At 42.4% G+C, this 25,914-nt stretch carries 26 protein-coding genes; 23 read left to right on the forward strand and 3 right to left on the reverse strand.

What is annotated here, in order from left to right; genetic code table 11:
- The first annotated feature begins 55 nt into the window (after positions 1 to 55).
- The 3 genes from L877_RS0100185 (at position 56) to L877_RS0100195 (ending at position 2,281) form a co-directional block, all read left to right on the forward strand.
- The gene (locus L877_RS0100185; protein ID WP_026834360.1) at positions 56 to 1,210 is read left to right on the forward strand and encodes an aminotransferase class I/II-fold pyridoxal phosphate-dependent enzyme; all 1,155 of its coding nucleotides are present in this window, start codon (positions 56 to 58) and stop codon (positions 1,208 to 1,210) included.
- 71 nt (positions 1,211 to 1,281) lie between these two features.
- Complete coding sequence (locus tag L877_RS0100190; protein ID WP_026834361.1) at positions 1,282 to 1,752, forward strand: chemotaxis protein CheX; 471 nt, start codon at positions 1,282 to 1,284, stop codon at positions 1,750 to 1,752.
- A gap of 28 nt (positions 1,753 to 1,780) precedes the next feature.
- Entirely contained in the window at positions 1,781 to 2,281 is a 501-nt protein-coding gene (locus L877_RS0100195; protein ID WP_026834362.1) for a tRNA (cytidine(34)-2'-O)-methyltransferase, read from the forward strand.
- Here the strand turns inward: L877_RS0100195 and L877_RS0100200 are convergent.
- Positions 2,274 to 4,643, reverse strand: a complete 2,370-nt coding sequence (locus L877_RS0100200; protein ID WP_026834363.1) for an endonuclease MutS2 — start codon at positions 4,641 to 4,643, stop codon at positions 2,274 to 2,276. The genes L877_RS0100195 and L877_RS0100200 overlap by 8 nt on opposite strands.
- 189 nt (positions 4,644 to 4,832) lie before the next feature.
- On the opposite strand from L877_RS0100200, the gene L877_RS0100205 reads away from it, so the two are divergent.
- The 11 genes from L877_RS0100205 to L877_RS11575 all read left to right on the forward strand — a co-directional run bounded on the left by L877_RS0100205 (position 4,833) and on the right by L877_RS11575 (position 12,547).
- A complete protein-coding gene (locus L877_RS0100205) occupies positions 4,833 to 6,248 on the forward strand; it encodes an O-antigen ligase family protein (protein WP_169729775.1) in 1,416 nt (471 codons plus the stop codon).
- Positions 6,202 to 7,188, forward strand: coding sequence for a glycosyltransferase (locus L877_RS0100210; RefSeq protein WP_026834365.1), 987 nt, complete (start codon positions 6,202 to 6,204; stop codon positions 7,186 to 7,188). Before L877_RS0100205 ends, L877_RS0100210 begins: the two co-directional genes overlap by 47 nt.
- Before the next feature lie 22 nt (positions 7,189 to 7,210).
- A complete protein-coding gene (locus tag L877_RS0100215) occupies positions 7,211 to 8,341 on the forward strand; it encodes a CDP-glycerol glycerophosphotransferase family protein (RefSeq protein WP_026834366.1) in 1,131 nt (376 codons plus the stop codon).
- A 127-nt stretch (positions 8,342 to 8,468) separates the two neighbouring features.
- Positions 8,469 to 8,618, forward strand: a complete 150-nt coding sequence (rpmG, locus tag L877_RS0100220) for a 50S ribosomal protein L33 (protein ID WP_026834367.1) — start codon at positions 8,469 to 8,471, stop codon at positions 8,616 to 8,618.
- A 35-nt stretch (positions 8,619 to 8,653) separates the two neighbouring features.
- A complete protein-coding gene (secE, locus tag L877_RS0100225; RefSeq protein ID WP_026834368.1) occupies positions 8,654 to 8,854 on the forward strand; it encodes a preprotein translocase subunit SecE in 201 nt (66 codons plus the stop codon).
- Between the two features lie 16 nt (positions 8,855 to 8,870).
- On the forward strand, positions 8,871 to 9,389 hold the full coding sequence (gene nusG / locus L877_RS0100230; protein WP_026834369.1) for a transcription termination/antitermination protein NusG: 519 nt from the start codon (positions 8,871 to 8,873) through the stop codon (positions 9,387 to 9,389).
- A 22-nt stretch (positions 9,390 to 9,411) separates the two neighbouring features.
- Positions 9,412 to 9,837: a 50S ribosomal protein L11 gene (gene rplK / locus L877_RS0100235; protein ID WP_026834370.1), complete on the forward strand. Its 426-nt coding sequence runs from the start codon at positions 9,412 to 9,414 to the stop codon at positions 9,835 to 9,837.
- 163 nt (positions 9,838 to 10,000) lie between these two features.
- Positions 10,001 to 10,693 carry a 50S ribosomal protein L1 gene (gene rplA / locus L877_RS0100240; RefSeq protein WP_026834371.1) on the forward strand — a complete coding sequence of 231 codons (693 nt, stop codon included), beginning with the start codon at positions 10,001 to 10,003 and terminating at the stop codon, positions 10,691 to 10,693.
- 340 nt (positions 10,694 to 11,033) lie between these two features.
- Positions 11,034 to 11,240, forward strand: a complete 207-nt coding sequence (locus tag L877_RS0100245) for a hypothetical protein (RefSeq protein WP_026834372.1) — start codon at positions 11,034 to 11,036, stop codon at positions 11,238 to 11,240.
- 134 nt (positions 11,241 to 11,374) lie between these two features.
- Entirely contained in the window at positions 11,375 to 12,160 is a 786-nt protein-coding gene (locus tag L877_RS11570; RefSeq protein WP_034784708.1) for an Rpn family recombination-promoting nuclease/putative transposase, read from the forward strand.
- A 102-nt stretch (positions 12,161 to 12,262) separates the two neighbouring features.
- Positions 12,263 to 12,547, forward strand: coding sequence for a hypothetical protein (locus L877_RS11575; RefSeq protein WP_026834373.1), 285 nt, complete (start codon positions 12,263 to 12,265; stop codon positions 12,545 to 12,547).
- A gap of 128 nt (positions 12,548 to 12,675) precedes the next feature.
- Here L877_RS11575 and L877_RS0100265 read toward each other — a convergent pair whose 3' ends face one another.
- Positions 12,676 to 13,476: a flagellin N-terminal helical domain-containing protein gene (locus L877_RS0100265; protein ID WP_026834374.1), complete on the reverse strand. Its 801-nt coding sequence runs from the start codon at positions 13,474 to 13,476 to the stop codon at positions 12,676 to 12,678.
- A 348-nt stretch (positions 13,477 to 13,824) separates the two neighbouring features.
- Entirely contained in the window at positions 13,825 to 14,400 is a 576-nt protein-coding gene (locus tag L877_RS0100270) for a site-specific integrase (RefSeq protein ID WP_026834375.1), read from the reverse strand.
- A 298-nt stretch (positions 14,401 to 14,698) separates the two neighbouring features.
- Between L877_RS0100270 and L877_RS0100275 the strand changes: the two genes are divergently transcribed.
- The 9 genes from L877_RS0100275 to L877_RS0100315 all read left to right on the forward strand — a co-directional run bounded on the left by L877_RS0100275 (position 14,699) and on the right by L877_RS0100315 (position 25,901).
- Positions 14,699 to 15,502 carry a flagellin N-terminal helical domain-containing protein gene (locus tag L877_RS0100275; protein WP_026834376.1) on the forward strand — a complete coding sequence of 268 codons (804 nt, stop codon included), beginning with the start codon at positions 14,699 to 14,701 and terminating at the stop codon, positions 15,500 to 15,502.
- 186 nt (positions 15,503 to 15,688) lie between these two features.
- Positions 15,689 to 17,959: a LicD family protein gene (locus L877_RS0100280; protein WP_026834377.1), complete on the forward strand. Its 2,271-nt coding sequence runs from the start codon at positions 15,689 to 15,691 to the stop codon at positions 17,957 to 17,959.
- Between the two features lie 4 nt (positions 17,960 to 17,963).
- Complete coding sequence (locus L877_RS0100285; RefSeq protein ID WP_026834378.1) at positions 17,964 to 18,626, forward strand: ribulose-phosphate 3-epimerase; 663 nt, start codon at positions 17,964 to 17,966, stop codon at positions 18,624 to 18,626.
- Between the two features lie 22 nt (positions 18,627 to 18,648).
- Positions 18,649 to 19,353, forward strand: a complete 705-nt coding sequence (locus L877_RS0100290; protein ID WP_026834379.1) for an IspD/TarI family cytidylyltransferase — start codon at positions 18,649 to 18,651, stop codon at positions 19,351 to 19,353.
- Between the two features lie 16 nt (positions 19,354 to 19,369).
- Positions 19,370 to 20,425, forward strand: coding sequence for a galactitol-1-phosphate 5-dehydrogenase (locus L877_RS0100295; RefSeq protein ID WP_026834380.1), 1,056 nt, complete (start codon positions 19,370 to 19,372; stop codon positions 20,423 to 20,425).
- A gap of 104 nt (positions 20,426 to 20,529) precedes the next feature.
- Positions 20,530 to 22,053: a sensor histidine kinase gene (locus L877_RS11580; RefSeq protein ID WP_156922943.1), complete on the forward strand. Its 1,524-nt coding sequence runs from the start codon at positions 20,530 to 20,532 to the stop codon at positions 22,051 to 22,053.
- Positions 22,053 to 22,751 (forward strand): response regulator transcription factor, encoded by a 699-nt coding sequence (locus tag L877_RS0100305; RefSeq protein WP_026834381.1) that lies wholly within the window; start codon positions 22,053 to 22,055, stop codon positions 22,749 to 22,751. Before L877_RS11580 ends, L877_RS0100305 begins: the two co-directional genes overlap by 1 nt.
- Positions 22,752 to 22,768: 17 nt before the next feature.
- On the forward strand, positions 22,769 to 24,142 hold the full coding sequence (locus tag L877_RS0100310) for a PEGA domain-containing protein (RefSeq protein WP_026834382.1): 1,374 nt from the start codon (positions 22,769 to 22,771) through the stop codon (positions 24,140 to 24,142).
- 31 nt (positions 24,143 to 24,173) lie between these two features.
- The gene (locus L877_RS0100315; protein ID WP_026834383.1) at positions 24,174 to 25,901 is read left to right on the forward strand and encodes a phospho-sugar mutase; all 1,728 of its coding nucleotides are present in this window, start codon (positions 24,174 to 24,176) and stop codon (positions 25,899 to 25,901) included.
- The last annotated feature ends 13 nt before the right edge of the window (positions 25,902 to 25,914 follow it).

Here is a 25,914-nt window from a genome sequence, read left to right on the forward strand (position 1 = left end):
GTCGCGATAGCGTGAGCATACAATTCAGTCATTTCATCAGAAAGGAAGATTCATTATGAGAGATCCATTATCAAAAATGGTACAGGAGATAGAACCATCAGGAATTAGAAGATTTTTTGACTTGGCAAGTAACATGGACGATGTTGTTTCCCTCGGTGTGGGAGAACCTGACTTTGACACCCCATGGCATATTAGAGAAGAGGGAATATATTCGTTGGAACAGGGAAGAACGTATTATACAGCTAATGCGGGACTCTTGCCTTTGAGAAAGTCGATTTGCAAGTATCTTAAGAAGAGAATAGATGTAAAATATTCCGCCGACGAGATTGTCGTTACGGTGGGGGGAAGCGAGGCGATTGACGGAACATTTCGCGCAATGCTGGATCCGGGCGATGAGGTGATTATACCGGAGCCTTGTTTTGTGTCATATTTGCCATGTGTACAGATGGCAGGAGGAAAACCGGTTAGGATTAGCCTTGAGGAGAAAGACAAGTTTAAACTCACTCCCGAGAAGCTGTTGGGCGGAATCACAGACAAGACTAAGATGGTGGTTCTTCCATTTCCAAACAATCCAACAGGTGCGGTTATGAGTCGTCAGGAGTTAGAGGCGATTGCTGAGGTGATTATCGAGAAAGATCTGTATGTTTTGTCAGATGAGATCTACTCAGAACTTACATATAGTGGAGACCACGTATCTATTGCCAGTCTTCCCGGCATGAGGGAAAGAACAGTGGTAATCAATGGATTTTCTAAGTCATTTGCCATGACAGGTTGGAGATTAGGCTATGCAGCGGGACCTCGTAAGATAATCGAGCAGATGATAAAGATTCATCAGTTTTTGATTATGAGTGCACCTACGACTAGTCAGTATGCAGCTATAGAGGCGCTTGAACACGGAATGAAAGACGTAGAGAGAATGAGGGTCGCATACAACCAGAGAAGGCAGTTTTTGATGGAGAAATTTAGCGAGATGGGAATTCCATGTTTTGAACCATTTGGAGCATTTTACGTATTTCCAAATATTCAGAAGTTCGGAATGTCAAGCGAGGAGTTTGCCACAAGACTCCTAGAGGAGAAGCATGTGGCTGTAGTTCCCGGAACTGCTTTCGGAGTATGTGGGGAAGGTTTCCTGCGAATTTCTTATGCATATTCTATAGAGGACTTAAAGGTTGCATTAGATAAGATACAAGAATTTATAGACAATTTATAGTCTTTATGATAAAATTATTATGTATGAGAAATAGTATGTTAGTAGGATTTCGCTGAGAAAGGAGTTAATAGATGGCTACATTAAAGGCAGAACACGTTAATCCTTTTCTTATGGCGGCTAAGAAAGTAATACAAGATGTGTGTTTCATTGATGTTGAAGTCAAGAGACCGATCATCAAAGAAACGACATTTGGCGATGATATATGGGTAATTATCATTGGCGTTACCGGAGAAATCAAAGGGCAAGTGCTACTTGCGATGGACGAGAAGAATGCATGTGGGGTTGCATCGAAGATGTGTATGATGGAAGTCTTGCAGATTGATGATTTTGCAGCGAGTGCATTGAGCGAGTTGGGGAATATGATTATGGGCAATGCAGCTACTGTATTTTCTGCAAAGGGAATAGGCATAGACATTACACCGCCAACTCTATCTCACGGTGAAGTGGAATTTAAAAGCACATATGTCAAGAGTTTGTGTGTACCTATGGGTGTTGGAGATATTCAAGTTGACCTTTTCTTGGCGCTGAAAGAAGATAATTGAATCATGATAGGGAGGTTTTTGTAAAGTTGTGATTAATATCGTTTTACTTGAGCCAGAGATTCCAGCCAATACGGGTAATATTGGGAGAACTTGCGTCGCAATCGGTGCGAAGTTACACCTAATTGAGCCGATGGGATTTAGAATTAATGAAAAGCAAGTTAAGCGAGCAGGGCTAGATTATTGGCCTAAGCTTAATTATGAAATATATGACAGTTACAGTGATTTCATGGAGAAAAATGCTGGAGCCAAGATATATATGGCAACCACAAAAGCAAAGAAGATATACTCGGAAGCTGAGTATGAGGATGGTTGTTTTATTATGTTTGGCAAGGAGAGTGCTGGTATTCCGGAAGAAATCCTTGTAGATAATGAAGAGAATTGCGTCCGAATTCCTATGTTTGAGGATACGAGGTCACTCAACCTAGGAAATTCAGTTGCAATATTTGCATATGAAGCTATGAGACAGCTTGATTTTAAGACCCTTAACACTGAGGGAGAGTTGCACAGGCTTCATTGGAAAACTACTTAAATTCAACGATTGTTACGCCGTAGCCACCTTCGCCGTACTCACCGAGACGGTAAGTGGCTATATTTTTTTGCTTTCTGCAATGGGCCTGAACGGCGTTTCTGAGGGCGCCTGTTCCCACACCGTGGATGATGGTGACCTGACTTAGTTTGGCAAGATATGCATCATCCAGGTATTTATCTAGGAGAGGTATTGCCTCATCGACCGTTTTTCCAATGAGATTAATGCTAGATGTGACGGACATGGATTTACTCATTCGAAGTTTGCCCATTTCACTTCTTTCTTTGTTCTTCTCCTTGGTTTTCATCTTGGTTTCATCCTCTAGGAACTCTAGGTCGCTTATATTAACTTCGGAGCGCATGATTCCCATCTGAACAAAGAGGTTACCCTTGCTGTTGGGGAGAGTGCTGACTGTTCCCTTGATTCCCATAGAATGAACCATAACTACGTCGCCGATTGCAAGATTTTCGGCGGCTTTTTTGGGCTTTTTGCCAGATGATATACCGGCGGACTTGGTCTCTGTTTTATCCAATTCTGCGCGAAGGGCAGCTCTCTCTGCTTCCATTACGCTCATGTCCGGACCTGCTGAATTCATCCACTTGTTGTATTTTCGAATGGATTCGTCTGCAAAATCCTTGGCTTTTTGCAAGATCTCATTGGCTTCATCGTTGGCTTTTTTGAGAATGCGCTCTCTTGCATTATCGATTCTCTCGTTTTTGGCCTCCAAATTCTTCTTTTGACGCTCTATGTTATCGCGATAATTTGCCGCCTTCTGTCTCTCGATTTCAAGTTCCTTGCGTGTTTTGTCAAGGTTTGCTATCACGTCCTCAAAGCTCCTTGCATCTTCATTTACAAGTCCCTTGGCATGATCTATGATATCCTTAGAAAGTCCCAATTTTCGAGAAATAGTAAAAGCGTTACTCTTTCCCGGGACACCTATAATGAGCTTATAAGTTGGCTGCATTTTTTCCACGTCAAACTCGCAAGAAGCATTTTCAACATTTTTGGTTCTCAGAGCATATTCCTTGAGTTCGCTGTAGTGCGTAGTTGACATGGCTGTGACGCCACGGTTTAGAAGATTGTCAAGGATTGATATGGCCAATGCGGCACCCTCTACGGGATCGGTTCCCGCCCCAAGTTCGTCAAACAGCGCCAAGGTTCGCTTGTTGGCCCTGTTGAGGATATAAACGGTATTTGACATATGGGATGAGAAGGTACTGAGACTCTGCTCGATACTCTGTTCATCGCCGATATCTGCGTAGACCTCTTCAAATACACAGAGGTGTGATCCGTCAAATGCCGGTATGTGGAGGCCCGCTTGCCCCATCAAGGTAAATAGTCCGACAGTCTTAAGTGACACGGTCTTACCGCCCGTGTTTGGACCGGTGACAATCAAAAGTTTATAATCTCGGCCGAGAGTGACGTCGATTGGAACCACTTTATCTCTTGGAATAAGTGGATGACGTCCCTTCTTAATCTCTATGTAATTCTCGGAAAAGTTCGGTTCGCTGGCTTGCATTTTCTTGGACAGCTTTCCCTTGGCAAAGATAAAATCAAGTTCAGCAAGCAATATCACATTCCTCTCAAGAGTCTCTGCTTCCGGGGCGCAAAGGGCGCTGATGGCAGCAAGAATCTTGTCAATTTCCTCTTTTTCTTTGATGGCTAGCTCTGCCAAATCGTTGTTGAGTTTTACAATTGCCATTGGCTCGATGAAGAAGGTGGATCCCGTAGAGCTTTGATCGTGAATCATGCCGGGAACAGCTGATTTGTACTCTTGCCTGACAGGCAGACAGTAGCGACCATTTCTCATGGTGATAATGCTGTCTCTGAGCTTATCTCCGGCGGCATTTACTTCCTTGGTGAGCTGCTCACGAATCTTGTCATTTGTTGTCTTTATCTGGCGTCTGATGGATTTGAGAGCGCCGCTGGCATCGTCGCTAATCTCATCTTCGGAGATTATGCAGCGGTTGATCTCTCTATAAATATCCGGAAGGGGATTGATGCCCTCGAATCGACCTGATAGAAAGTCCTTGCCCTCTTCCTTGGCATCATAATCTGTCGCTCTCTTGGCACAAGCCAGAAGGGCTGAGACGCGCAAAAGTTCGCTGATTCCAAGGGTTCCTCCTTTCTCGAGAGGAGTCAAAAATGGTCTGATATCCGTCAGACCGTTGAAGTAAAGGGCTCCATTGTGAAATATTCTATTTAACGCATGGCTTGTCTCGGCCTGCATCGCAGTGATTTCACCTATATCAGAAGAAGGGCGGAGTCTGGCAGCCTTGTCTTTGCCCAAGGGCGAATCTGCCTCTTCCACCAACATATTAATTATCTTATCGTATTCACATGTCTTAAGTACTTTTTTGTTCAAAAGGTTCACATCCTATCTGTTTAATAACCATATTATATTGATTTTGCGCGGGCATGTCAATATTTCCGTCGAATTTGACTTGCATTCTTCAATGTGCTATAATTGTCGACAGCATGAATTTTTTAATTAGAAAGGTTATAAGAAATGGAAGAAAAGGCAATTAGAGTGGGTTCTATGGAGGAAGAAAAAGTGAATAAAACATCGAGTGTGCTCGGTAAAAGGGCGCTTGTAGCTATAACTGCCTATATGGTTTTTTTGACAATATATATTCTCGGCAATAGAATATGTATTCTGATGACGGGATATGAGATTATATCCGATGTCATGCTGGCGACCACGAAAGTGTTGGAATTCTATCGCTTTATGTGGATTGGTGGCATTATCATGGCGGCCTACCTGGTATGGGTGTTGAGAAAAAAGCTGGTTTCAATTGACATTATATTCTTGGCGGGATATTTTCTATTTCTCGCATTGAGTGTTGTTGCCAATAGAGATTTGGGATTTGGCAGTAACCTTATGGAGTCAGTTAAGATAGGTCTGGTTATCGTTGATTTCTACCTATTGGGAAGAGCCATTGACAAGGCTCAGTTCGACTATATTCTCAAGCGCGTGGTTTTGTTCGGACTCTATGTATGGAACATAGGATGTGCCTTGTCTCTGTGGACGTATTTTATCAACTACAAGGGGTATTATTGGTTCTCAAGTTTTAACAGACCAAGCCGTCAGGGAATTATGTCGGGACGTCTCTTCGGCGTTTTTTCCGATCCAAACTATGCGGCATTTATCTCATTTTTGTTTATAGGGGCGATTGTCTATCTTTATAAAAAGGTAAATAGCAAAATCATCAAAGTTTTGTTCGTGATAAGTGTTGTGGTAAATGTGGTATATATCGTGCTTTCTGTGTCGAGATCATCATATGTAACGATTCTTTGCTCGCTTGTAGTGGCGTCAGTTTACTACACATATGTGAAAAATGGTACGATATTCAGTTTGAAATCCATAGGTTGGGCAGCTCTCAGGGCAGCAGTTGCTGTTGGAGGAGCGCTAGCTCTGTATTTTATAGTTCTCTTCGCTTTCCAGGGAGTTGGCTATGCAGTGACTCCTGAGCGCGATGTAGAAACAGAATTTGAGCGCGAGGATGTGACGGAAGAGAATATTTCCAACAGTCGATTCAGAATATGGATGGACTACACGGAGCTTCTCAAGGATCGTCCTCTTACGGGATTTTCTGCCAGAGGTGCTTTGGAGTATGCCAAGAAAAAAGATCCAAACTCATACCTTGCAGACAGACAGTACAATACTCACAATATGTACTTGTTGGCCTTTGTGCAGACGGGTATTCTTGGAGCGGGAATGATGATAATCTTCCTTGCGTACCTGTTGATTATGTCCTTGAAAAACATGAAGAAGTTTTGCACCAATACGGCGTTTGCCCTCTCTGTTTTCTGGGTGGTTTCGAGTTTTGTATTCTATTTCTTCAATGTGGGAGTGTTTACTTCATACAGATTTGAGACAATGCTCTTCTGGTGGGCGTTGGGTTATATAGGTGGTTGCATTTATGATGATAAAAAGAGCAAAAGTGTCGGTGATAGTGCCGGTATATAATTGTGAGAAATATTTGGATGCTTGCATAAAAAGCATAATTGCACAGACATATGAGAATATAGAGCTCTTGTTGATAGATGACGGGGCTACAGATAATAGCGGCGAAATCTGTGACAAGTACGTCAAGCCTTCCGGGGAAAATATTCCGACGGAGGGAAGAGAAGTCAAAGTCTTTCACCGAGATAATGTGGGAGTAAGTAGGACAAGAAATTATGGGATTTCTGAGGCCACCGGAGAGTATGTTGTATTTGTCGATAGTGATGATACTATCGAGCCCGACATGGTGGAGTTTTTGGTCGATAGCGTGGAAAATAATGACTGCGAGTCAGCGTTTTGTGGGACTATTTACGATTATCCCGACGGCAGAACGAGAAACTTCCCGGAAGAACGCGTCAAGGTGAATCTCAGCGGTCTTGGGGCAATTCGTGAGATATTGATTAACAAAATAGCATTTGCCGGGCCAGTGTGCAAGATTTTTCGACGAGATGCGATTCCGACGGAGTTTTTCCCAACGGACATCAGCATAGCAGAAGACGCAGTGGCTCTTGTGGGAGTTCTAAAGGGAATGAAGCGTGTTTTTGTTGATACCAAGCCACTATATCATTATAATCGTCGCGAGGGAAGTCTCACAACTGCTAACTTTTCTAAGCGCGACTATGATGTTATAATTGCCTACGAGAGAATAGAGGAGATGCTTGCTGGATGCGGCCTTGACAGAGAAGTGAGTTTCAGGCAGTTTATCGCTCATTTCCGCGTATATGATAAGTATGTTCTCAGCGAGAGGAAACTCCGAAAAGAAGAACAATACAAGTGGTTCAAAGAAAATTTTTCTTCTATAATCAAGAATCCATATATCGGAAGAAATCGCAAGATAGCTCTGAGAGCTATGATGATTAGCCCAAAACTATATAGAAGAATTATTAAGGCGACAGCCCGATAGAAAATACCTAGGAGGAGACCGGATGAGTATCAAGAGTTTATTGTTTAAAGTATTTTGTCTCCTACCTATAAAAGAGGGAATTGTTTTGGAGAGTCATCCCGACTTTTCGGACAATTCCTATGCTATTTATAGGGAATTGATAAAGAGGGGATACAACAAAAATCATCCCATATATTGGATGGTTCATGACATGACGACAGAAGATGATATGGACTTGCCGGAAAATGTGGAGAGGATTCCCCTGGATGGCGGAACATTTTCCATGAAGATAAAGCGACTTCTGGTGCTCTATAGAACCCGTTGCATATGTGATTGCAACCGCTATATCTACAAGAGGCGAGATGGGCAACTGAGAATTCACCTGGGTCACGGCATGCCGATTAAGTACGTGAAGAGCTATACAAACCTAGAACAAATAGGAGATGTAGATTACTATCTCATGTTTGGAAAGTACTGGATGGATTTCTATCATGGCACGATAGGAATTCCCGAGGAGAAGCTGTTGCCCATTGGGTATCCCAGAAATGACGAGTTGAAGGGCGATTCTGAGAGCGACGAGAGATACATCATCTGGATGCCAACTTACAGGCAACACAAGAAAAATGGTCCGGCCACCGAGACGAGATTTCCATATGGAATGCCCGAGGTGGAAAACGAGGGGGATTTGAAGGCCCTTAATGCCTGTTTAGAGAAGCTAGGAGTCAAGATGCTATTTAGACCCCACCCTGCACAAGATCTGGGCGTATTTGAGCGCGTAAAGCTGTCTAACGTGATTGTGGCAGATGACGAGTACCTTAAAGCGAGAGAAAAATCCCTCTACAGTATTGTTAGAGATTCTCTTGCTTTGATAACGGACTACTCTTCCATATACTTTGATTATTTGGTGACAGGCAAGCCGATCGGCCTTACGTTGGGAGATGCTAGAGAGTTCTTTGAGCACAATACATGCGTCTTTGAGGATGTCAGGGAGAGTTTGGCAGGCTGGAAGATCGATGGAATGAGAGATTTGTTGGACTTTATCCAAGCTGTGTCTGAGGGAGGGGAGAAAATTGATGCTGTTCTCAGAGATGTAGAGGATGCGCGGAATATTTTCCTGGATCAACAGGACAGACCGACGACGGAAATAGTCCTTGATTACTTGAATATCGACTAAAGAAAAATGAGAAATTTGAAAAAAAGACTTGACGTGCATAGTCAGACTGTGTTATTCTAGTATGGCGATGAATTAGGTCTTTTTTTTATGCCTAAATTTATGTTAGTAAAAATACGGAGGTGACGAGATGCGTACTAAGATAACTTTGGAATGCACAGAGTGCAAGCAGAGAAACTACAACTTGACCAAAGATAAGAAGAACCATCCGGACAGAATGGAAACAAAAAAATATTGCAGATTTTGCAGAAAGCACACATTACACAAGGAGACTAAATAATTTTGTGTAGTGTCTGAAGAAAGGATGTGTGTAGAATGAGCGAAGAAAAAGCTAAGAGCAATGGAAGTTTTTTCAAAAACATTAAAGCAGAATTCAAGAGATGTACATGGCCTAAGAAGGACGATCTCATCAAGCAATCTGCTTTGGTTATCGTTGTATCTATCGTCCTTGGCGCTGTTATTGCAGGTATTGATTGGATCATTCGTCTTGGCATTGACAAAGTGCTAGGTGTTTAATTAATTGGAGGTTACTATGGCAGAAGAAGCAAAATGGTATGTAGTACATACTTATTCTGGTTATGAGAATAAGGTTAAGGTTGATATTGAGAAAACAATTGAAAATCGCAATCTTCAGAATCAGATACTTGAGGTTATGGTACCTATGCAGACAGTTGTTGAGGAGAGGAATGGTGAGAAAAAGCAGGTGCAGAAGAAAATGTTCCCTGCATACGTAATTCTCAACATGGTAATGAATGATGAGACCTGGTATGTGGTGCGTAATACAAGAGGTGTTACGGGCTTCGTTGGACCAGGATCAAAACCGGTTCCGCTTACAGATGAGGAAATCGCCAACATGGGATTCCTTGAAAAAGCTGAGGAGGCTCCATATAGCATAGGCGACGAAGTAATGGTTACTACTGGTGTTTGGGAAAATACCAAAGGTGTTGTACAAGAAGTACATCCAGCTAAACATATGGCAGTTATCGTTATTGATATGTTTGGTCGTGGAACGCCGGTTGAGATTGATTTCTCAGAATTAGAAAAGATATAAATAATTTAGGAGGACAACTTAAATGGCTAAGAAAGTTGAAGGATATATTAAATTGCAAATCCCAGCTGGAAAAGCAACTCCAGCACCACCTGTTGGTCCTGCACTTGGACAGCATGGTGTAAATATTGTTCAGTTTACTAAGGAGTTCAACGCTAAGACTGCTGGACAGGAGGGAATGCTTATCCCTGTTGTTATTACAGTATACGCTGATAGAAGTTTTAGTTTTGTAACTAAGACTCCACCAGCTGCAGTTTTGATTAAGAAGGCTTGTAAGATTGAGTCAGGTTCAGGTGAGCCTAACAGAAAGAAAGTTGCAAGTATTTCAAAAGATGAACTTCAGAAGATCGCTGAACTCAAGATGCCTGACTTGAATGCAGGTAGCATTGAAGCTGCAATTAGTATGATTGCTGGAACAGCTCGTAGTATGGGTGTTACAGTAGAAGAGTAATAAGAACGAACATCTTGCAAGAAATTGCAAGCAAACCGCCGATTCGAGAGAATCAGGCAAACATAAATTTTCGCATCGCAAAAGAGAACTAATGTCATAAGGACGTTGTGGGAGACATTGAATCCTAAAAATGTTCGCTAATACCACTAGGAGGTTTTTATTTATGAAGAGAGGTAAGAAATACCAAGAGTCAGCAAAATTGATCGATCGCATGACTCAGTATGAACCAGAAGAGGCAATTGACCTTGTTAAGAAAACAGCAGTTGCAAAATTCGATGAAACAGTAGAAGCACATATCCGTCTCGGTGTAGATGGACGTCACGCAGACCAGCAGGTTCGTGGAGCGGTTGTTTTGCCACACGGTACAGGAAAGACTGTTCGTGTCCTCGTATTTGCTAAGGGAGATAAGTTGGCTGAGGCTGAAGCAGCTGGAGCTGATTTTGTAGGTGGAGAGGAACTCATCCCTAAGATTCAGAACGAGGGTTGGTTCGAGTTTGACGTAGTTGTTGCTACTCCTGACATGATGGGTGTTGTAGGTCGCCTTGGACGTGTCCTTGGACCTAAGGGCTTGATGCCAAACCCTAAGGCAGGTACTGTTACAATGGATGTTACAAAGGCTGTTAATGATATTAAAGCAGGTAAGATCGAGTACCGTCTTGACAAAGCTAACATTATTCATGTTCCAGTTGGAAAGGCTTCTTTCTCAGCTGAGCAGCTTCAGGACAACTTCAACACACTTATGGATGCCATCGTAAAGGCTAAGCCAGCAAGTGCTAAGGGACAGTACATGAAGAGCGTAACTCTTTCAAGTACAATGGGACCTGGAGTAAAGGTTAGCACAGCTAAGATTGGATAATTCTTAGAATATAGATTTAACCAAATATAAGATAATCAATCCCGCAGTGGCCAGTGGCTACTGCGGGATTTTTTCGGGAAACGCATATTGCTGGTCTTACTCACGTCGTTCGTAAGACAATTATCGGAAACGCATATTGCTGGTCTTACTCCCTATGGTCGTAAGACAATTATCGGAAACGCATATCGCTGGTCTTACTCCCTATGGTCGTAAGACAATAAACGCATATTGCTGGTCTTACTCCCTGCGGTCGTAAGACAATTAATTGTGTTGCGATGAAACTAAACATATGATACAATGAATCTTATCAATTAAATGAAAATAAGGAGGTCACACGGGTATGGATGATGAATATTGGGATGGATACTATACTGCAATGGAAGACGGATGCATTACACCTCAAATGGCAGGAGGGCTAGAAAAAAAGGATGTGGTTCATAAGCTCTTAGAGATTGGAAAATTAACAGATGAGGAGATAATGTATTGTACTGAGTTGAATATAAGAGAATATAATAAGATAAAGAAAAAATATAAAGGTAAAAATTGACATAAAAAGACAAAAAAATACCATCAAATGTCAAAATTAAAAATATGTGAAAAAAGGCTTGCAAAGGGCGTTTAAAGATGTTAGAATATGTGTAAATAGGGACCCTGTAAAAATTTAATAAAGGAGTAGAAAGCTTGAGAAAGAAATACGAAGAACTAAAGTTTACAGATGATTTTATGTTCCACAAGGTGATGGATAATCTAGAGATATGTAAGACATTGCTAGAGACAATTCTGGATGTGGAAATCGAGAGAGTGGAGCATGTATCGTATCAAAAAGTAATAGAAGTATCGGTAGGATCAAAGGGAGTAAGATTGGATGTATACCTAAAGGAAAATGTAAATAAGGTATATGACATAGAGATGCAGATTCTACAGAGAGGTGACCTGCCTAAAAGATCAAGGTATTATCAGGGAGCGATAGACATAGACTTGTTGGATAAAGGTTCCAAGTACGCAGATTTGCCGTCAAGTATGGTCATATTCTTATGTGGTTTTGACTTGTTTGAAGCAGGACTGCCGATCTATAGATTCACATATAAATGTGATGCGGATACGAGTATAGAACTAGGGGATGAAACAGCAAAGATATTTGTTAATGCCAAGGGGAGCTTAGAGGGCTTAAAACCAGGAACTACAAATTTCCTAAAGTATATGAAAGGAGAATCTCCTGGGGATGATTTTACGAGGAAACTCGAGGTGGCAGTAGATAGAGCCAGGAGAAACGAGGAATGGAGGGCTGAGTACATGACGTTGGATATGAAAATGCAAGAGAGTTATGAAGACGGCCTGAAAGATGGCAAGAAAGAAGCAGTGTATAGAATGATAGAGGGTGGGAAGTTGACAGATGAGGAAATCTCGGAGTATCAAGGAATGAGCCTAGAGGAGGTTAGGGAACTGAGGAAAGAGATGAAGAACTAAAGTTTACGGATGATTTTATGTTCCACAAGGTGATGGACAATCTAGAGATATGTAAGACATTGTTAGAGACAATTCTGGATGTGGAAATCGAGAGAGTGGAGCATGTATCGTAGAGATGAATTCATGAGGAAACTTGAAGTGGCAGTAGATAGAGCTAGAAGAAACAAGGAATGGAGGGCTGAGTACATGACGTTGGATATGAAAATGCAAGAGAGTTATGAAGATGGCTGGAAAGAAGGTTTTGAGGAAGGCCTGAAAGAAAGCAAGAAAGAAGTAGCGTATAGAATGATAGAGGGTGGGAAGTTGACAGATAAGGAAATCTCGGAGTATCAGGGAATGAGCCTAGAGGAGGTTAGGGAATTGAGAAAAGAGATGAAACGTGAATAGTTTGACAGAAAAAAATTATTTAGATAAACATACAAAAGAGTCGCGCCGATGGCGCGACTCTTTCTCACATTTGCGAAAATAAAACGATTTGTCTTATCAATAAACAGCCAATACTGTTTGAATACTCATTACTGAAGCAAGCTAAGAGCTCCCTGAGTTGACTGATTAGCATGTGCAAGCATTGATGTAGCAGCCTGCTGGATGATATTATTCTTAGAATATGTTGTCATCTCATCAGCCATATCTACATCGCGGATCTGACTTTCAGCTGCCTGCATGTTCTCTGCAGCGTTGTCATCGTTCTTGATTGTGTACTCAAGACGATTCTGCTGAGCACCGAGTGTAGCACGGTTTGTAGACAATGTCTTAATGTCATTATCCAAATTCGTGATTGCTGTCTGCGCACTTGCATTATCAGTAAGACTTGTTACGTCACTCATTGTGTTTGAAGCAAGAGAAATCTGAATTACGTTATCATTACCTGCATTGGCACCAACCTGAAGCTTCTTATTATTGAACTCAGAAATAGCCTTTCCATTAAATGTTGTTGAAGTTCCAATACGCTCAAATTCCGCCTTAAGCTGTGTAAGCTCTGTGTTAATAGCTCCAACGTCTTGAGTAGTATTGGTCTCATTACCAGCTTGAACAGCAAGTTCTCTTGCTCTCTGAAGGATAGCATGCTGCTGATCCATCATACCTTCAGCTGTCTGGATAAGTGAGATACCATCCTGAGCATTATCTGAAGCTCTCTTAAGGCCTCTAACCTGACTTCTCATCTTCTCAGAGATTGCAAGTCCAGCAGCATCGTCAGCTGCACGGTTAATTCTATAACCACTTGCCAGTTTCTCTGTTGATTTAGCTAGGGCATTTGTTCCAATTCCCAACTGTCTATTAGCGTTCATTGATTGAATATTGTGTTGTACTATCATAATAATTACCTCCTTGTTTATCCACCACAAATCCTTTTGTGGGGTCGTTTTATTAATTATAGTTTCATCCCTACCGGGATATATAATGAACCGTTCGATTCTCCATCCGAAGCCGGATCCTGTGCTCCATTAGGAAAATAGTCGGTCACTTTCAACCTTTGACGGTTTCATTATGCTGTTCAACTTTTTTGCAATACAACATTTTAACATAAAGTGTTGTGTTGCTTACAACATATATATCGACAGAGATTGTATTTACTTTACACCTTTTTTTAAATTTTTTTAAAAAATTTTCCGAAGGCGGTAATCTCTGCCTGCAATATAGTTATCGGAACATTTTTCTGGTTTCTAAAGACTTATTGTTCGAAAAACTTTATCTTTGTCATCTTGTTCAATTCCAAGATATCGTCTGGTAATGTTATAAGATGAGTGATTAAAAATGCTCATTAGCATGGCAGGCGGCACTCCATTTTGCCAGGCATGGTATCCAAAGGTTTTTCTTAGGGAATGGCAACTTATGTTTTTGCCAAGGCCACAAGCAACCGCCGCCTTCCTGATAATTCTATAAGCCTGATATCTGTCGATTGGCTTGTTGGCAACTTTGCGACTTTCGAAGATATAATCGCCGAGGCTTGGATGGTCAAGCGTCTGATAGTATGTAAACAAAGCTTCCGCCGCACTTCGGTTGATGGCAATTACATTTTCCTTTCCGGTTTTCTTTTCTACTATAATGATGTGCTTTCGAAAAGATTTGCCGTCACAGACATCTTGCCATTTTAGCGAGAGAAGATCGCTGATTCGAAGCGCAGAGTTCAAGCCCACGACTAAAAGCGCGTAATTTCGGGGTTTATATTCCGTATCAATATAGTAATTTCTAAATTTTTTGATTTGATCTAAGTCTTTTATTGGTCTCGTAGTACCCACAGTATCCCTCCTAGTGTTTATAGTACGCATAGAAATATTTATGCCTCTAATAAGTATACTATATAATAAGATGTATGTATATTTTTTTCCATTTTTCACAACACTTTATGTTAAAGTGTTGCTATAAACCTTTACAAGAATCTATGAAATAATAGACTATAGTGTTTACTGAAGGAGCACAGGGCCCGGCTGCTGCAGATGTAACCTATAGTTCATTATAACAACCCGAAAGGGTGAATCCCAAAATAAAACGACCCCGCAAAAGGATTTGCGGCGGATAAACAAGGAGGTAATTATTATGATAGTACAACACAATATTCAATCAATGAACGCTAATAGACAGTTAGGAATCGGTTCAACCGCCCTAGCTAAATCAACAGAGAAACTGGCAAGTGGTTATAGAATTAACCGTGCAGCTGATGATGCTGCTGGACTTGCTATCTCTGAGAAAATGAGAGGACAGGTTAGAGGTCTTAAGAGAGCTTCAGATAATGCTCAGGATGGTATCTCACTTATCCAGACAGCTGAAGGTATGATGGATCAGCAGCATGCTATCCTTCAGAGAGCTAGAGAACTTTCAGTTCAGGCTGCTAATGGAACTAATACATCTGATGATATCAAAGCAATTAATCTTGAAGTCAAGCAACTTAGCGATGAATTCACTAGAATTGGTGCTTCGACAACATTCAACGGAAAAGCAATCAATGGGGATAGCAGTTTTAGTGCTGGCACTACATTGCAGGTAGGCGCTAATAAAGGTGATACTATTACTATTAGTTGGACTGCAGGAGAAATGAGTGTTGACGGAATTGCTGATCAAGCAGCAGCACAGAATGCAATCAAATCATTGGATGATGATATAGTAAAACTTTCAGAGTCTCGTGCTACTCTCGGTGCTCAGCAGAATCGTCTTGAGTACACAATCAAGAACGATGACAACGCTGCAGAGAACATGCAGGCAGCTGAAAGTCAGATCCGCGATGTAGATATGGCTGATGAGATGACAACATATTCTAAGAATAACATCATCCAGCAGGCTGCAACATCAATGCTTGCACATGCTAATCAGTCAACTCAGGGAGCTCTTAGCTTGCTTCAGTAATGAGTATTTGAACAGTATTGGCTGTTTATTGATGATATCAAAATCGTTTTATTGGAGGGGCGGCCTTTGGGCCGTCTCTTTTTTAGTGCCTTTTTTTCATGGATGTGATATAATTGAATTGATGCGAGGTATTTGCCGGGAAAGGGCGGATACGGTAAAGTATGTCAGAGGAATAAGGGGTTAGTCATGAGACATAGACTGGAATATTTAAAAGACGAAGTCCGTTGTGGATTCTATATTCCCACGGCAATTAAGCAGGCATGGGCCAATTACCTAGATGTTCTAGATGTGATAGATAGGATTTGCACGAAACATGGAATTGTCTACTTTGCAGAGTGGGGTTCTTTGCTGGGAGCGGTGAGACATGGCGGGGTGATTCCCTGGGATGATGATGTGGACATCTGCATGAAGCGAGAGGATTATATCAAGTTCCGCCAGGTGGCAGATGAGGAGTTGCCGGAGGGATTTACAATTCATGATTACAATAGCTTGGATGATCACTGGATGTTTTTGTCCCGCGTGGTCAACTCGGAGAGAGTGAACTTCGATGAGGATTATCTTGCGGAGCATTATAATTTTCCATGGCTTGTTGGGATAGATATATTTTTAAAGGACTATTTGTATAAGGATAGGGCTGAGGAGAGGGCCAGGTGCAAGGAAGTGTTGCGTCTGATTGCCATGGCCGATACAATTCGCGAGAAAAAAGGGACTAGGGAGCTTATTGATAGATTAATAAGAGATATAGAAGAAAAATATTCCGTAAAGTTGGCGGAGAAGAGTCCGCTGCAGATATCTCGCGAGGTGTATGGGTTGGCGGAGCGACAGATGGCAAGAGTGAAGAGAGAGGATTCTGACCTCATGGAGCAAATGTTCCCGTGGGTTTTAAAAGATGTTGTTCCGGGTTATCCCAAGGAGTACTTTGATCATATTGTAAGACTCCCTTTTGAAGATACAACTATGCCTATGCCGGCATATTACACTAAAACCATGAGATATGGGGACTACTTGGCTATACACAAGAAGTGGGACGGACATGATTATCCGTTTTTTGAAACTTCCAAGCGAATCATGGAGGAAAATGCCGGAGAGAAACTTGGGGGATTTTCCTTTGACGAGGCCTTGATGGAGAGGAAAAGGCCGGAGCAAGAAAATTCGCTCAAGGTCATATGTGAGGAGTGTCTTGGGGAGATTGCCAAGATGTCCGAGGAGTTGGGGGATGCTGAGAAGCTCGCTGCTATGCAGCAGATGGCGATTGACCTGGGGACCCTGATAGAGCAGGTTCTGGGGGAGAAAAGTGATAGGGCGAAGGCTTGTGTGGCCGTGCTTCAAGAATTATGCGAGAAGATTTTTGGTATTTATACTGCGATAACTGAGGGTGTCGGTGGCGATATTCAGCAAGTTGGCGAACTGGAAAGTGTCATTAGGGCGCTTGAAAAAACAATAGAAGAGAATATTTTGCGGCGAAGAACAGTGGTCTTTTTGGCAAATGGTCCGACGGAGTGGGACGGATTGCGGAACATTTATCTTCGGGAGAAGGGACGACCTGACACGGATGTGTTTGTTGTGCCAATGCCTGTGTTTGCCAAAGATGCGTATGGGCAGGTTGTGGCTTCTGATGAGGAGATTGCGAAGAATGCCCATATTGAGGAGTATCCGGAGGAGTTAGAGTGCAGGGATTGGCGGGAGTTTGAGCTGGGGCTTGTGTTTGCGGATGTGATTTACAGTCAGTGTTCTTGGGATTACAACAATCCGTATCTCACTTGGCCACCGGGCTTTTATACCGGAAATTTGCAGAGATTTTCGCCGGAGATAGTATACTGCCCGTTGGCGGGAATAGGAGATTTTGGGCCGGAAGATGAACTTGACTGGTATGTTATGAATCATTATATAACAATGCCTGGGGCGATTGCGGCGGATAAGATATATGCGAGGTCGGAGTGCCTACGCCAGAGGTTTGTGGAAAAGCTCACAGATTTTTCCGGGGAGGAGTTTAGAGAAGAGTGGGAGAGAAGAGTTGTGGTTGAGCCGGGGCTTGTAAGAGCGACGGCAGAAAGCGAAGAGACTGGCGGACCTAAGAAAATGCTTGTGTGCATTGGGATTAACGAGATGTTCGAACATGAGAAGGTCTTTCTAGAGAGTGTTAGAAATAGGTTTGATATTCTCGGTGAAAATAGGGAAAATATTCAGCCGAGTATTTTTCTCTATCCTCCCGATAGAAGTGAGTGGGAGCGGGCCAACCCTGAGATGGCTGGAAAGCTGTGGGATTTGATAGAAGAGAGAGATTATTGGGGAGAGCCTCTCGAGTTTGATCCGAGATTCTGCACATTTTCCTCGTGGATAGAGCGGGCTGTCGGTGAGTTTGATGCGTATTATGGAAGTTCGACTCCCGTTATGACGGCATTTCGACAGGAGAAAAAGCCGGTAATGCTGGGAGATTTTGGTATGAAAATGGAGTGATTATATGAAGTATGAATTGATGGCATCTATGATGTGCGCGGATTATCGCAATTTGGAGCGCGAGGTGCGTGAATTAGAGGAGGCTGGGATAGATTCTTTTCATATCGACATCATGGATGGGCGCTATGTGAGGAATTTTGCCATGTCGCTAAATGATCTCAGGTGTATAAGGGCGTTGACAGACAAGCCACTGGATGTACATCTGATGGTGGAGCATCCCCTCAATACGATAAATTTGTTTACAAGCAGTTTGCGACCGGGGGATACGATATATATTCATCCCGAAGCGGAGTTTCACCCGTCTACGACTTTGCAGATGATCATAGATTCGGGAATAACGCCGGGAATAGCTATTAATCCGGGGACGAGTTTTGAAAATGTTCGAATGTTGATGAGAATTGTTAACAAGCTTCTCGTTATGTCGGTGAATCCTGGAAATGCCTCCCAGATGTTCTTGCCATATGTGAAGGAAAAGTATATTCAGCTTTTCAAGGAGCAGCCGGAGCTGGGGTTTGATATATACTGGGACGGAGCTTGTGGTGCGGATAAAATCAAGGAATATGCGCCACTTGGCGTGAAGGGATTTGTGCTTGGAACTACACTTCTTTTTGGAAAAGGTAGGCCGTATGGGGAGATAATTCCGGAGATACGAGGGTTATGCGATTAGAGTTAGCTATGGAGGAGTATAGATGAATTATGTGGTTTTACTGGCTGGAGGTGTCGGAAATAGAGTTCATGCCGACAAACCAAAGCAGTATATAAAGATTGGCGACAAGATGTTGATAACGCATACAGCGGAGGTGTTGTTAAAGTCAAGTGTTATAGATAAGATGATAATTGTGGCAGCAAGCCAGTGGGAGGATGTTGTGGGAGATGAGTTGATGGCGCTGTATCCCACTGAATTTGTGTCGAAGTTTGTAGGATTTGCAACTCCCGGGGAGACCAGACAGGAGTCAATTATAAGCGGAATGGAGAGAATTTTTAGGGATTGTGGGGGATCGGCAGATGACACTGTAATGATTCACGACGCCGCCAGACCATTTATCTCGGAGAGAATGATTGAGATATACTATTCGGAGATGCTGGGGCATGACGGTGTTATGCCGGTGTTGCCCATGAAGGACACGGTTTATATAAGCGAGGATGGGAGAAAAGTCAGCGGCCTTGTGGACAGAAGCAAGCTCTTTGCGGGACAATCACCGGAAATCTTTGTATTTGAGAAGTACTTTGTGGCATGTAAGACCATGGGCAAAGGACAGTCAAAAGGGATTCACGGTAGTACGGAACCAGCTATATTGGCGGGGCTTGACGTTGTGATGGTGACCGGAGATGAGGCGAATTTTAAGGTGACTACTGATAGCGACTTGCAGAAAGCGATATCGTTATTGAGATAAATTGAAGGAGGTAGAAATGAAGGCACTAGTGTTACATGATATTGGTGATATGAGATTTGAGGAAATTCCAATGCCCGAGGTGAGGGAAGGCGAAGTTTTGGTTCGTGTTAAGGCCTGTGGGATCTGTGGTTCAGATATTCCAAGAGCCTTTGACAACGGAGCACATGTTATGCCACTGGTTCTTGGGCATGAGTTTTCCGGCATTGTAGAGAGCGTAGGTCCCGGTGCAGATGAGGAGTGGGCAGGAAAGGCAGTTGGTGTTTATCCCCTCATCCCATGTGGAACATGCATGAATTGTTATATGGGATGGTATGAGATGTGCGAGAATTACAGTTATCTCGGATCAAGGCAAAATGGAGCGTTGGCTGAGTATGTAGCAGTACCTGAGAAGTGTCTCATAGAAATTCCGGCTAATGTTCCCTTTGAGGTTGCGGCTATGATTGAGCCATTGGCAGTAGCGGAACATGCAGTGAAAAGATTTTACAAGGCTGCATGGAGAAAACTATCCAAAGAAGGTTCTTCATTTATAGTCGAAGGACTGGGGACAATTGGTCTTTTGACAGTTATGGTTTTGAGAGAAATGGGCTGTCGGAATATTTTCGCGGTGGGTAATAAGGACTTTCAGCGGAAAAAGCTGGTGGAACTTGGAATCAGCGAAGAGTGTTATATTGATGCGTCGGATGCTAAAAAGCTCAGTGAGCTCAAGGGAGATGCGATATTTGAGTGCGTTGGGAAAGAAAATACTGTGAGACGCGCTCTGGAGTGGGCAAACCCCGAGGGGGCGGTGATGCTTATTGGGAATCCAGAGACGGACATGGATATTCCGAGAGATATTTACTGGGGAATTCTAAGAAAACAGCTGACAGTGCTTGGCACGTGGAATTCTGGTTTTGCAGTGGGGATGAAGGGTACTCAAAGTGACTGGACAAATGTGATCGAGAGATTGCAGAATAAGAGCTTTCAACCCGAAAAATTGATTACCCATCGCTATGAATTAAAGGATATATATCGCGGATTTGACCTGATGCGAAACAAGACTGAGGACTATTGTAAAGTTATGGCTGTCATGTAGGCTGTGGGGTGCGCCGTGGGCAAAAAAAACTGTATTTTTCAGCGAAAATGTGTTATAATTTTAACATAATTTTGTACTAATGATGGAAGAGAAGGCGTGATGTTTTGAATCGAAAAGTTAAACCCAAGATTAAGAGAGCGGGTAGAGGGTCGTACATTATTATGTCTCTTGGTCCGATTCTTGCCCTTATTGTGGCGGTGGCCATACTCCTCTTGATGGAAATTACGCAGATTAAGGCGACTTATAGCCTAAATGATTCGGGTTTTGAGTCTCCTTATGTTTTGTTTGATAAAGTATATTTGTTAGATAACTTGACAACTTCGGATTTTCAGGAGTTACAGGATATGTCCATACGCAACAGCAAGTTGTTTACCACCAAAACTTGGCAGGTCAGGGAAAATGCTCGGCTGAACAATAAGTATTCTTTTTTGGCAATCATACTTGACAACAAGATTGTATATACGGGTGATTCCGTAGTATATGACAAATTGTATCAGACTATAAGGGAGCAGTCGGACGGCCTTGCCAGTAAGAATGCTATGTATTATGGCAAGGATGCGAAGAATTATCTGATAAAAAAGATAGGATTCGTGACGCCGAAGGGAAAGCGAGGAAGTGCTTGTATAGTCACGAGGACGGATGTTACACTCCCTCACATAGTAATGTTTACAATTATGTTGGTTGCCCTGTTGATAATTGTGACAATTCTTGTGGTTGTGGCATTTGTGGGATATAATTATTACTTTATTCTCAGGCCGATTAGGCAGCTTCAAACTGCAGTTATGAATATTCGAAAGGGAGAACTCAGCGAGGGATTAGAGATTGTCAGAGAGAGTGAGTTTTCGGACCTTTATCAAGAGTTTGAAGACATGAGAATAGAGCTGAAGGAGTCCATCGAGGAGAGAAACAAGGTGGATTCATTTACCAAAGAGGTCATTGGAAATATTACTCATGACTTGAAGACGCCGTTGACCGCCATTACAGGATACTCCGAGGGAATTCTTGATGGAGTTGCCAGTACACCTGATAGACTCGAAAAGTACATCAAGACTATTCACTCTAAGTCGGTCGATATGGCACTGCTTGTAGATGAGTTATCTTACTTTACGAAGATTTATCAGAAGGAAGAGTCATTTAATTATTCCAAGGAAAATGTTCAGAGATTCTACTCGGATTGTGTAAGTGATTTGAGTCTCGATATGGAGACCAGAGATATTCAGTTAATTTACCAAAGTTTTATCGACGGCGATATAATTGTAAAGATTGACCGAGATAAGATAAAGCGAGTTATTAATAATATAGTGGGAAATGCACTAAAGTACATGGATAGCGATAATGGAATTATTAGATTTAGAATAACCAAAGAGGGAGATAAAGTTGTTATGGCCATTAGGGATAATGGTCGTGGAATTGAACAAGAGGAGTTACCTTATATATTCGAGAGGTTCTATAGAACGGATAGCTCGAGAAATTCCAAGACTGGTGGAAGTGGTCTGGGTCTTGCAATCGCCAAGAAGATTATAGACGAGCACGGCGGTGAGATTTGGGCAGAGAGCGAGTTTGGCAAGGGAACTACGGTATTGTTTTCAGTTCCGATTATTAACGAAGATCGAGAAGGTGAAAATTGATGAGTAATATTTTGATTATTGAAGACGAATTGCAGATTGCTGAGTTGGAAAAGGACTACTTGGAACTCAGTGGATTTAATGTTTTTATCGAGAAGGACGGAAAGTCTGGATATGCCAGAGCTTTGAGAGGGGATATAAGTTTGGTAATCCTTGATCTCATGTTACCTGAGATGGATGGCTTTGAAGTGTGCCAGAAGTTGCGTGAGGCAACGGAGATTCCTATTATCATGGTTTCTGCCAAGCAATCCGACAGCGATAAGGTCAGAGGACTTGGAAGAGGAGCCAATGATTACATGACCAAGCCGTTTAGCCCAAGTGAGTTGGTTGCTAGAGTTAAGGCCCAGATAGAGCGATACGAGCGACTTGTGGGAACATCAGGCAAGGTGAATAATGATTTCATAATTGTGGGTGGTCTCAAGATTGATATCACTGCAAGACGTGTATTTGTAGAAGGCGAGGAGAAGAGCTTCACTTCCAGAGAGTTTGATTTGCTGAGATTCTTGGCTCAGAATCCCAACAGAGCATTTTCCAAGGAGGAGATTCTCCGCGAAGTATGGGGATTAGACCCAGTGGGTGCGGACCTTGCAACTGTAGTTGTACATATTAAGAAGATAAGAGAAAAGATTGAGAAGGACGTATCTACTCCAAAGTATATTGAGACAGTTTGGGCAGTAGGATACAGATTTGTAATTGAGTAAATAATACGGAGAAGTTTATGAATGGCAGACTATTTTTCTTGGAAAAAATAGCATATGTGGCATTGCTGGTGGGTATTGTTTGTCTTGGAAGCGGATGTGAGACACAGAAGCTTAAGAGCATAGGCGGAGAACAGACGGTGGCTTCCGAGCCATCTGAGAGCCCGTTTGTCAGGACTAAAACCTATACGGGAGTCATCAAGCACATGAAAGACGGCCAGCTGGTGATATACAATCCCAGCGAGGAGAGCGAGGAGATTAGAACAATCGAGGGATATACTTCGATTGTCTCGCAAAATGGCGTGGAAATGTCGCCGGATTCTCTTCAGCTTGGAGATGTGGTTGACGTTTTTGTTGGCAGTGATGGCCGAAGTCTGGAAAAGCTGGCGAAGTCAAGGGATATCATAAGTGATTTTGATTGTTCGGGACTGGTGATCGATGATGATGAGAAGTTCATCGAGGTAAATGGTGTCAGATATAAGTACGGAAGTGGGTTCAATGCTTTTGCCGACAATCAGATTATCGAATTATCGGACATAACAAAGTTAGATGAGTTTAGTTTCTATGGTGTTAAGGGAAAGGCGTATAGCCTAGTTATGACCAAGGGACATGGATATTTAAAGCCAGATAAGTACGAGAAATTCGTGGGTGGAACCATGACTATTGGCGGTATTAGTATATTGCCGGTGACGGATAAGATGCTGATTCCTTTGCCTGAGGGAACTTATGATGTCAGCATGAAAAATGGTGATATCGAGGGTGAAAGACAGATAAATATTCAGCGAGGCAAAGAATATGTACTAGATATGTCAGTATTTAAGAGCAAGGAAGTTGGAAGCGGAGCTGTGGTATTTAAGATCGATCCGGTTGGGGCAGATCTCTATATCAATCAGCAACTGACAGATTATAGCAAGCCGGTTTCGCTAAAATATGGCAAGCATTCAGTTAGAGTTGTGTTGGATGGCTATAGCACTTACTCTGGAATTATAGATGTTCAGACGGCCAATCCAACGGTAAATATAAGTCTTGCCAATAAGGATGCATCAGTGCAAGAAGCTGACGAAAAAGCTGATAAAACAAGTAAGACGGAGAAGAGTGAAAGCTCTAATGACACGGGAAGCGGGTCAAAATCGTCAAGCGTGGAGAAGTCGGAGAATGTAACTGCCGACCAATATGACAATGATCATTCGATAAAGGTTGAGACGCCGAAGGGCGCCACCGTTTATCTTGATGGTACATATATGGGAACTGCTCCTTGTAGTTTTCCCAAAAAAATAGGAGACATTACACTTACACTGGAAAAGAGTGGTTATACGACAAAGAGCTATTCTGTCACTACGATAGATGATGACAAGGATGTTCAATGGAGTTTTCCGGATTTGACAAAAGAATAATGTCGGATACAATTGATAGGAGGATTATGTTATGGGTTACATGGAAACTTACAAAGAGTGGCTGGAGAGTCAGACATTCGATGAACAAACAAAAGAAGAGCTGAGAAGTATTGCAGGAGATGAAAAGGAAATCAAAGAGCGTTTTTACGCAGACTTGGAGTTTGGTACCGCGGGACTTAGAGGTATAATCGGTGCCGGAACTAATAGAATGAACATGTATACAGTTCGCAAAGCAACACAGGGACTTGCCAACTATATAATAAAGAAAAATGGTCAGCAAAAGGGTGTTGCTATAGCCTATGATTCTCGAAGAATGTCACCGGAGTTTGCTGAGATTGCTGCATGTTGCCTCGCTGCCAATGGTATTAAGGCATATGTATTTGAGAGCTTGAGACCAACGCCTGAACTCTCTTTTGCAGTCAGAGAGCTCGGATGTATTGCCGGCATCAATATTACAGCGAGTCACAATCCACCGGAATACAACGGATACAAGGTTTATTGGGAGGACGGAGCACAGATTACTCCTCCAAATGATACTGGAATTATGGATGAGGTTAAGGCAGTAACGGATTATAGTATTTGTAAGAGCATGTCAAGAGAAGAAGCTGAAGCTCAGGGCTTATTCGAAACAATCGGTGAAAAGATAGATGATAGATATATAGAAGAATTGAAAAAAGTTGTTCTTCATGGAGATATAATCGGAGAAGTGGAAAAGGATCTGAAAATTGTCTATACTCCGCTTCACGGAACGGGAAATATTCCGGTTAGAAGAATCCTCAAAGAGCTTGGATTTACCAATGTCTTTGTTGTTCCGGAACAGGAACTTCCGGACGGCGAGTTCCCTACAGTTAGTTATCCTAATCCTGAGGCAGAAGAGGCGTTTGAGTTGGCTCTTGCACTGGCAAAGGAAAAGGATGCAGATCTTGTTCTGGCAACAGACCCGGATGCCGATAGACTGGGTGTTTATGTGAAGGATACAAAGTCAGGTGAGTACATCTGCCTTACAGGAAATATGTCAGGATCATTTCTTGCAGACTATGAGATCGGTCAGAAGCTTGCTATCGAGGGCAAACTTCCTGATGATGGAGTTCTTATCAAGACTATTGTTACGACAAATTTCGTCGATGCTATCGCTAAATCATATGGGGTTGATGTGGTTGAGTGCCTCACAGGATTTAAGTGGATAGGTAGAGAGATCCTCGGCATGGAGACAAGCGGTAAAGGACAGTATTTGTTCGGTTTCGAAGAGAGCTATGGATGCCTTATCGGCACACATGCCAGAGATAAGGATGCAGTTGTTGCGTCAATGGCACTTTGCGAGGCAGCAGCCTACTATAAGAGCCAAGGAAAGACAATCTGGGATGCCATGATTGAGCTCTATGACAAACTTGGATATTACAAGGATGCAGTTGTAGCAATTACACATAAGGGAATAGAAGGGCTCGAGAAAATCAAGAATACTATGGAGAATTTGAGAAATAATCCACCACAGAGCTTTGGGGATTATAAAGTGCTCAAGTTCAGAGATTATGAAAAGGATATAATCAAAGATCTTGCGACCGGAGAGGTTACACCTACAGGACTTCCTAAGTCCAATGTTCTCTACTTTGAGTTGGATAACGATGCTTGGATCTGTATCAGACCTTCCGGAACAGAACCTAAGATCAAGATTTACTACGGAGTTGTGGGAACTAGTATGGAGGATGCCAATGCTAAGTCAGCTGCACTTGGTGAGATTGTCAAAGACTTGGGAAATTAGTCATTAGGAATGG

The sequence above is a fragment of the Eubacterium xylanophilum ATCC 35991 genome (assembly GCF_000518685.1).
GTDB lineage: Bacteria > Bacillota > Clostridia > Lachnospirales > Lachnospiraceae > Eubacterium_F > Eubacterium_F xylanophilum.

Coding starts and splice junctions, on each gene's coding strand:
- L877_RS0100185 (WP_026834360.1), top strand. CDS start 56: ATGAGAGATCCATTATCAAAAATGGTACAGGAGATAGAACCATCAGGA.
- L877_RS0100190 (WP_026834361.1), top strand. CDS start 1,282: ATGGCTACATTAAAGGCAGAACACGTTAATCCTTTTCTTATGGCGGCT.
- L877_RS0100210 (WP_026834365.1), top strand. CDS start 6,202: ATGATGATAAAAAGAGCAAAAGTGTCGGTGATAGTGCCGGTATATAAT.
- L877_RS0100215 (WP_026834366.1), top strand. CDS start 7,211: ATGAGTATCAAGAGTTTATTGTTTAAAGTATTTTGTCTCCTACCTATA.
- rpmG (WP_026834367.1), top strand. CDS start 8,469: ATGCGTACTAAGATAACTTTGGAATGCACAGAGTGCAAGCAGAGAAAC.
- secE (WP_026834368.1), top strand. CDS start 8,654: ATGAGCGAAGAAAAAGCTAAGAGCAATGGAAGTTTTTTCAAAAACATT.
- nusG (WP_026834369.1), top strand. CDS start 8,871: ATGGCAGAAGAAGCAAAATGGTATGTAGTACATACTTATTCTGGTTAT.
- rplK (WP_026834370.1), top strand. CDS start 9,412: ATGGCTAAGAAAGTTGAAGGATATATTAAATTGCAAATCCCAGCTGGA.
- rplA (WP_026834371.1), top strand. CDS start 10,001: ATGAAGAGAGGTAAGAAATACCAAGAGTCAGCAAAATTGATCGATCGC.
- L877_RS0100245 (WP_026834372.1), top strand. CDS start 11,034: ATGGATGATGAATATTGGGATGGATACTATACTGCAATGGAAGACGGA.
- L877_RS11575 (WP_026834373.1), top strand. CDS start 12,263: ATGTATCGTAGAGATGAATTCATGAGGAAACTTGAAGTGGCAGTAGAT.
- L877_RS0100265 (WP_026834374.1), bottom strand. CDS start 13,476: ATGATAGTACAACACAATATTCAATCAATGAACGCTAATAGACAGTTG.
- L877_RS0100275 (WP_026834376.1), top strand. CDS start 14,699: ATGATAGTACAACACAATATTCAATCAATGAACGCTAATAGACAGTTA.
- L877_RS0100280 (WP_026834377.1), top strand. CDS start 15,689: ATGAGACATAGACTGGAATATTTAAAAGACGAAGTCCGTTGTGGATTC.
- L877_RS0100285 (WP_026834378.1), top strand. CDS start 17,964: ATGAAGTATGAATTGATGGCATCTATGATGTGCGCGGATTATCGCAAT.
- L877_RS0100290 (WP_026834379.1), top strand. CDS start 18,649: ATGAATTATGTGGTTTTACTGGCTGGAGGTGTCGGAAATAGAGTTCAT.
- L877_RS0100295 (WP_026834380.1), top strand. CDS start 19,370: ATGAAGGCACTAGTGTTACATGATATTGGTGATATGAGATTTGAGGAA.
- L877_RS0100305 (WP_026834381.1), top strand. CDS start 22,053: ATGAGTAATATTTTGATTATTGAAGACGAATTGCAGATTGCTGAGTTG.
- L877_RS0100310 (WP_026834382.1), top strand. CDS start 22,769: ATGAATGGCAGACTATTTTTCTTGGAAAAAATAGCATATGTGGCATTG.
- L877_RS0100315 (WP_026834383.1), top strand. CDS start 24,174: ATGGGTTACATGGAAACTTACAAAGAGTGGCTGGAGAGTCAGACATTC.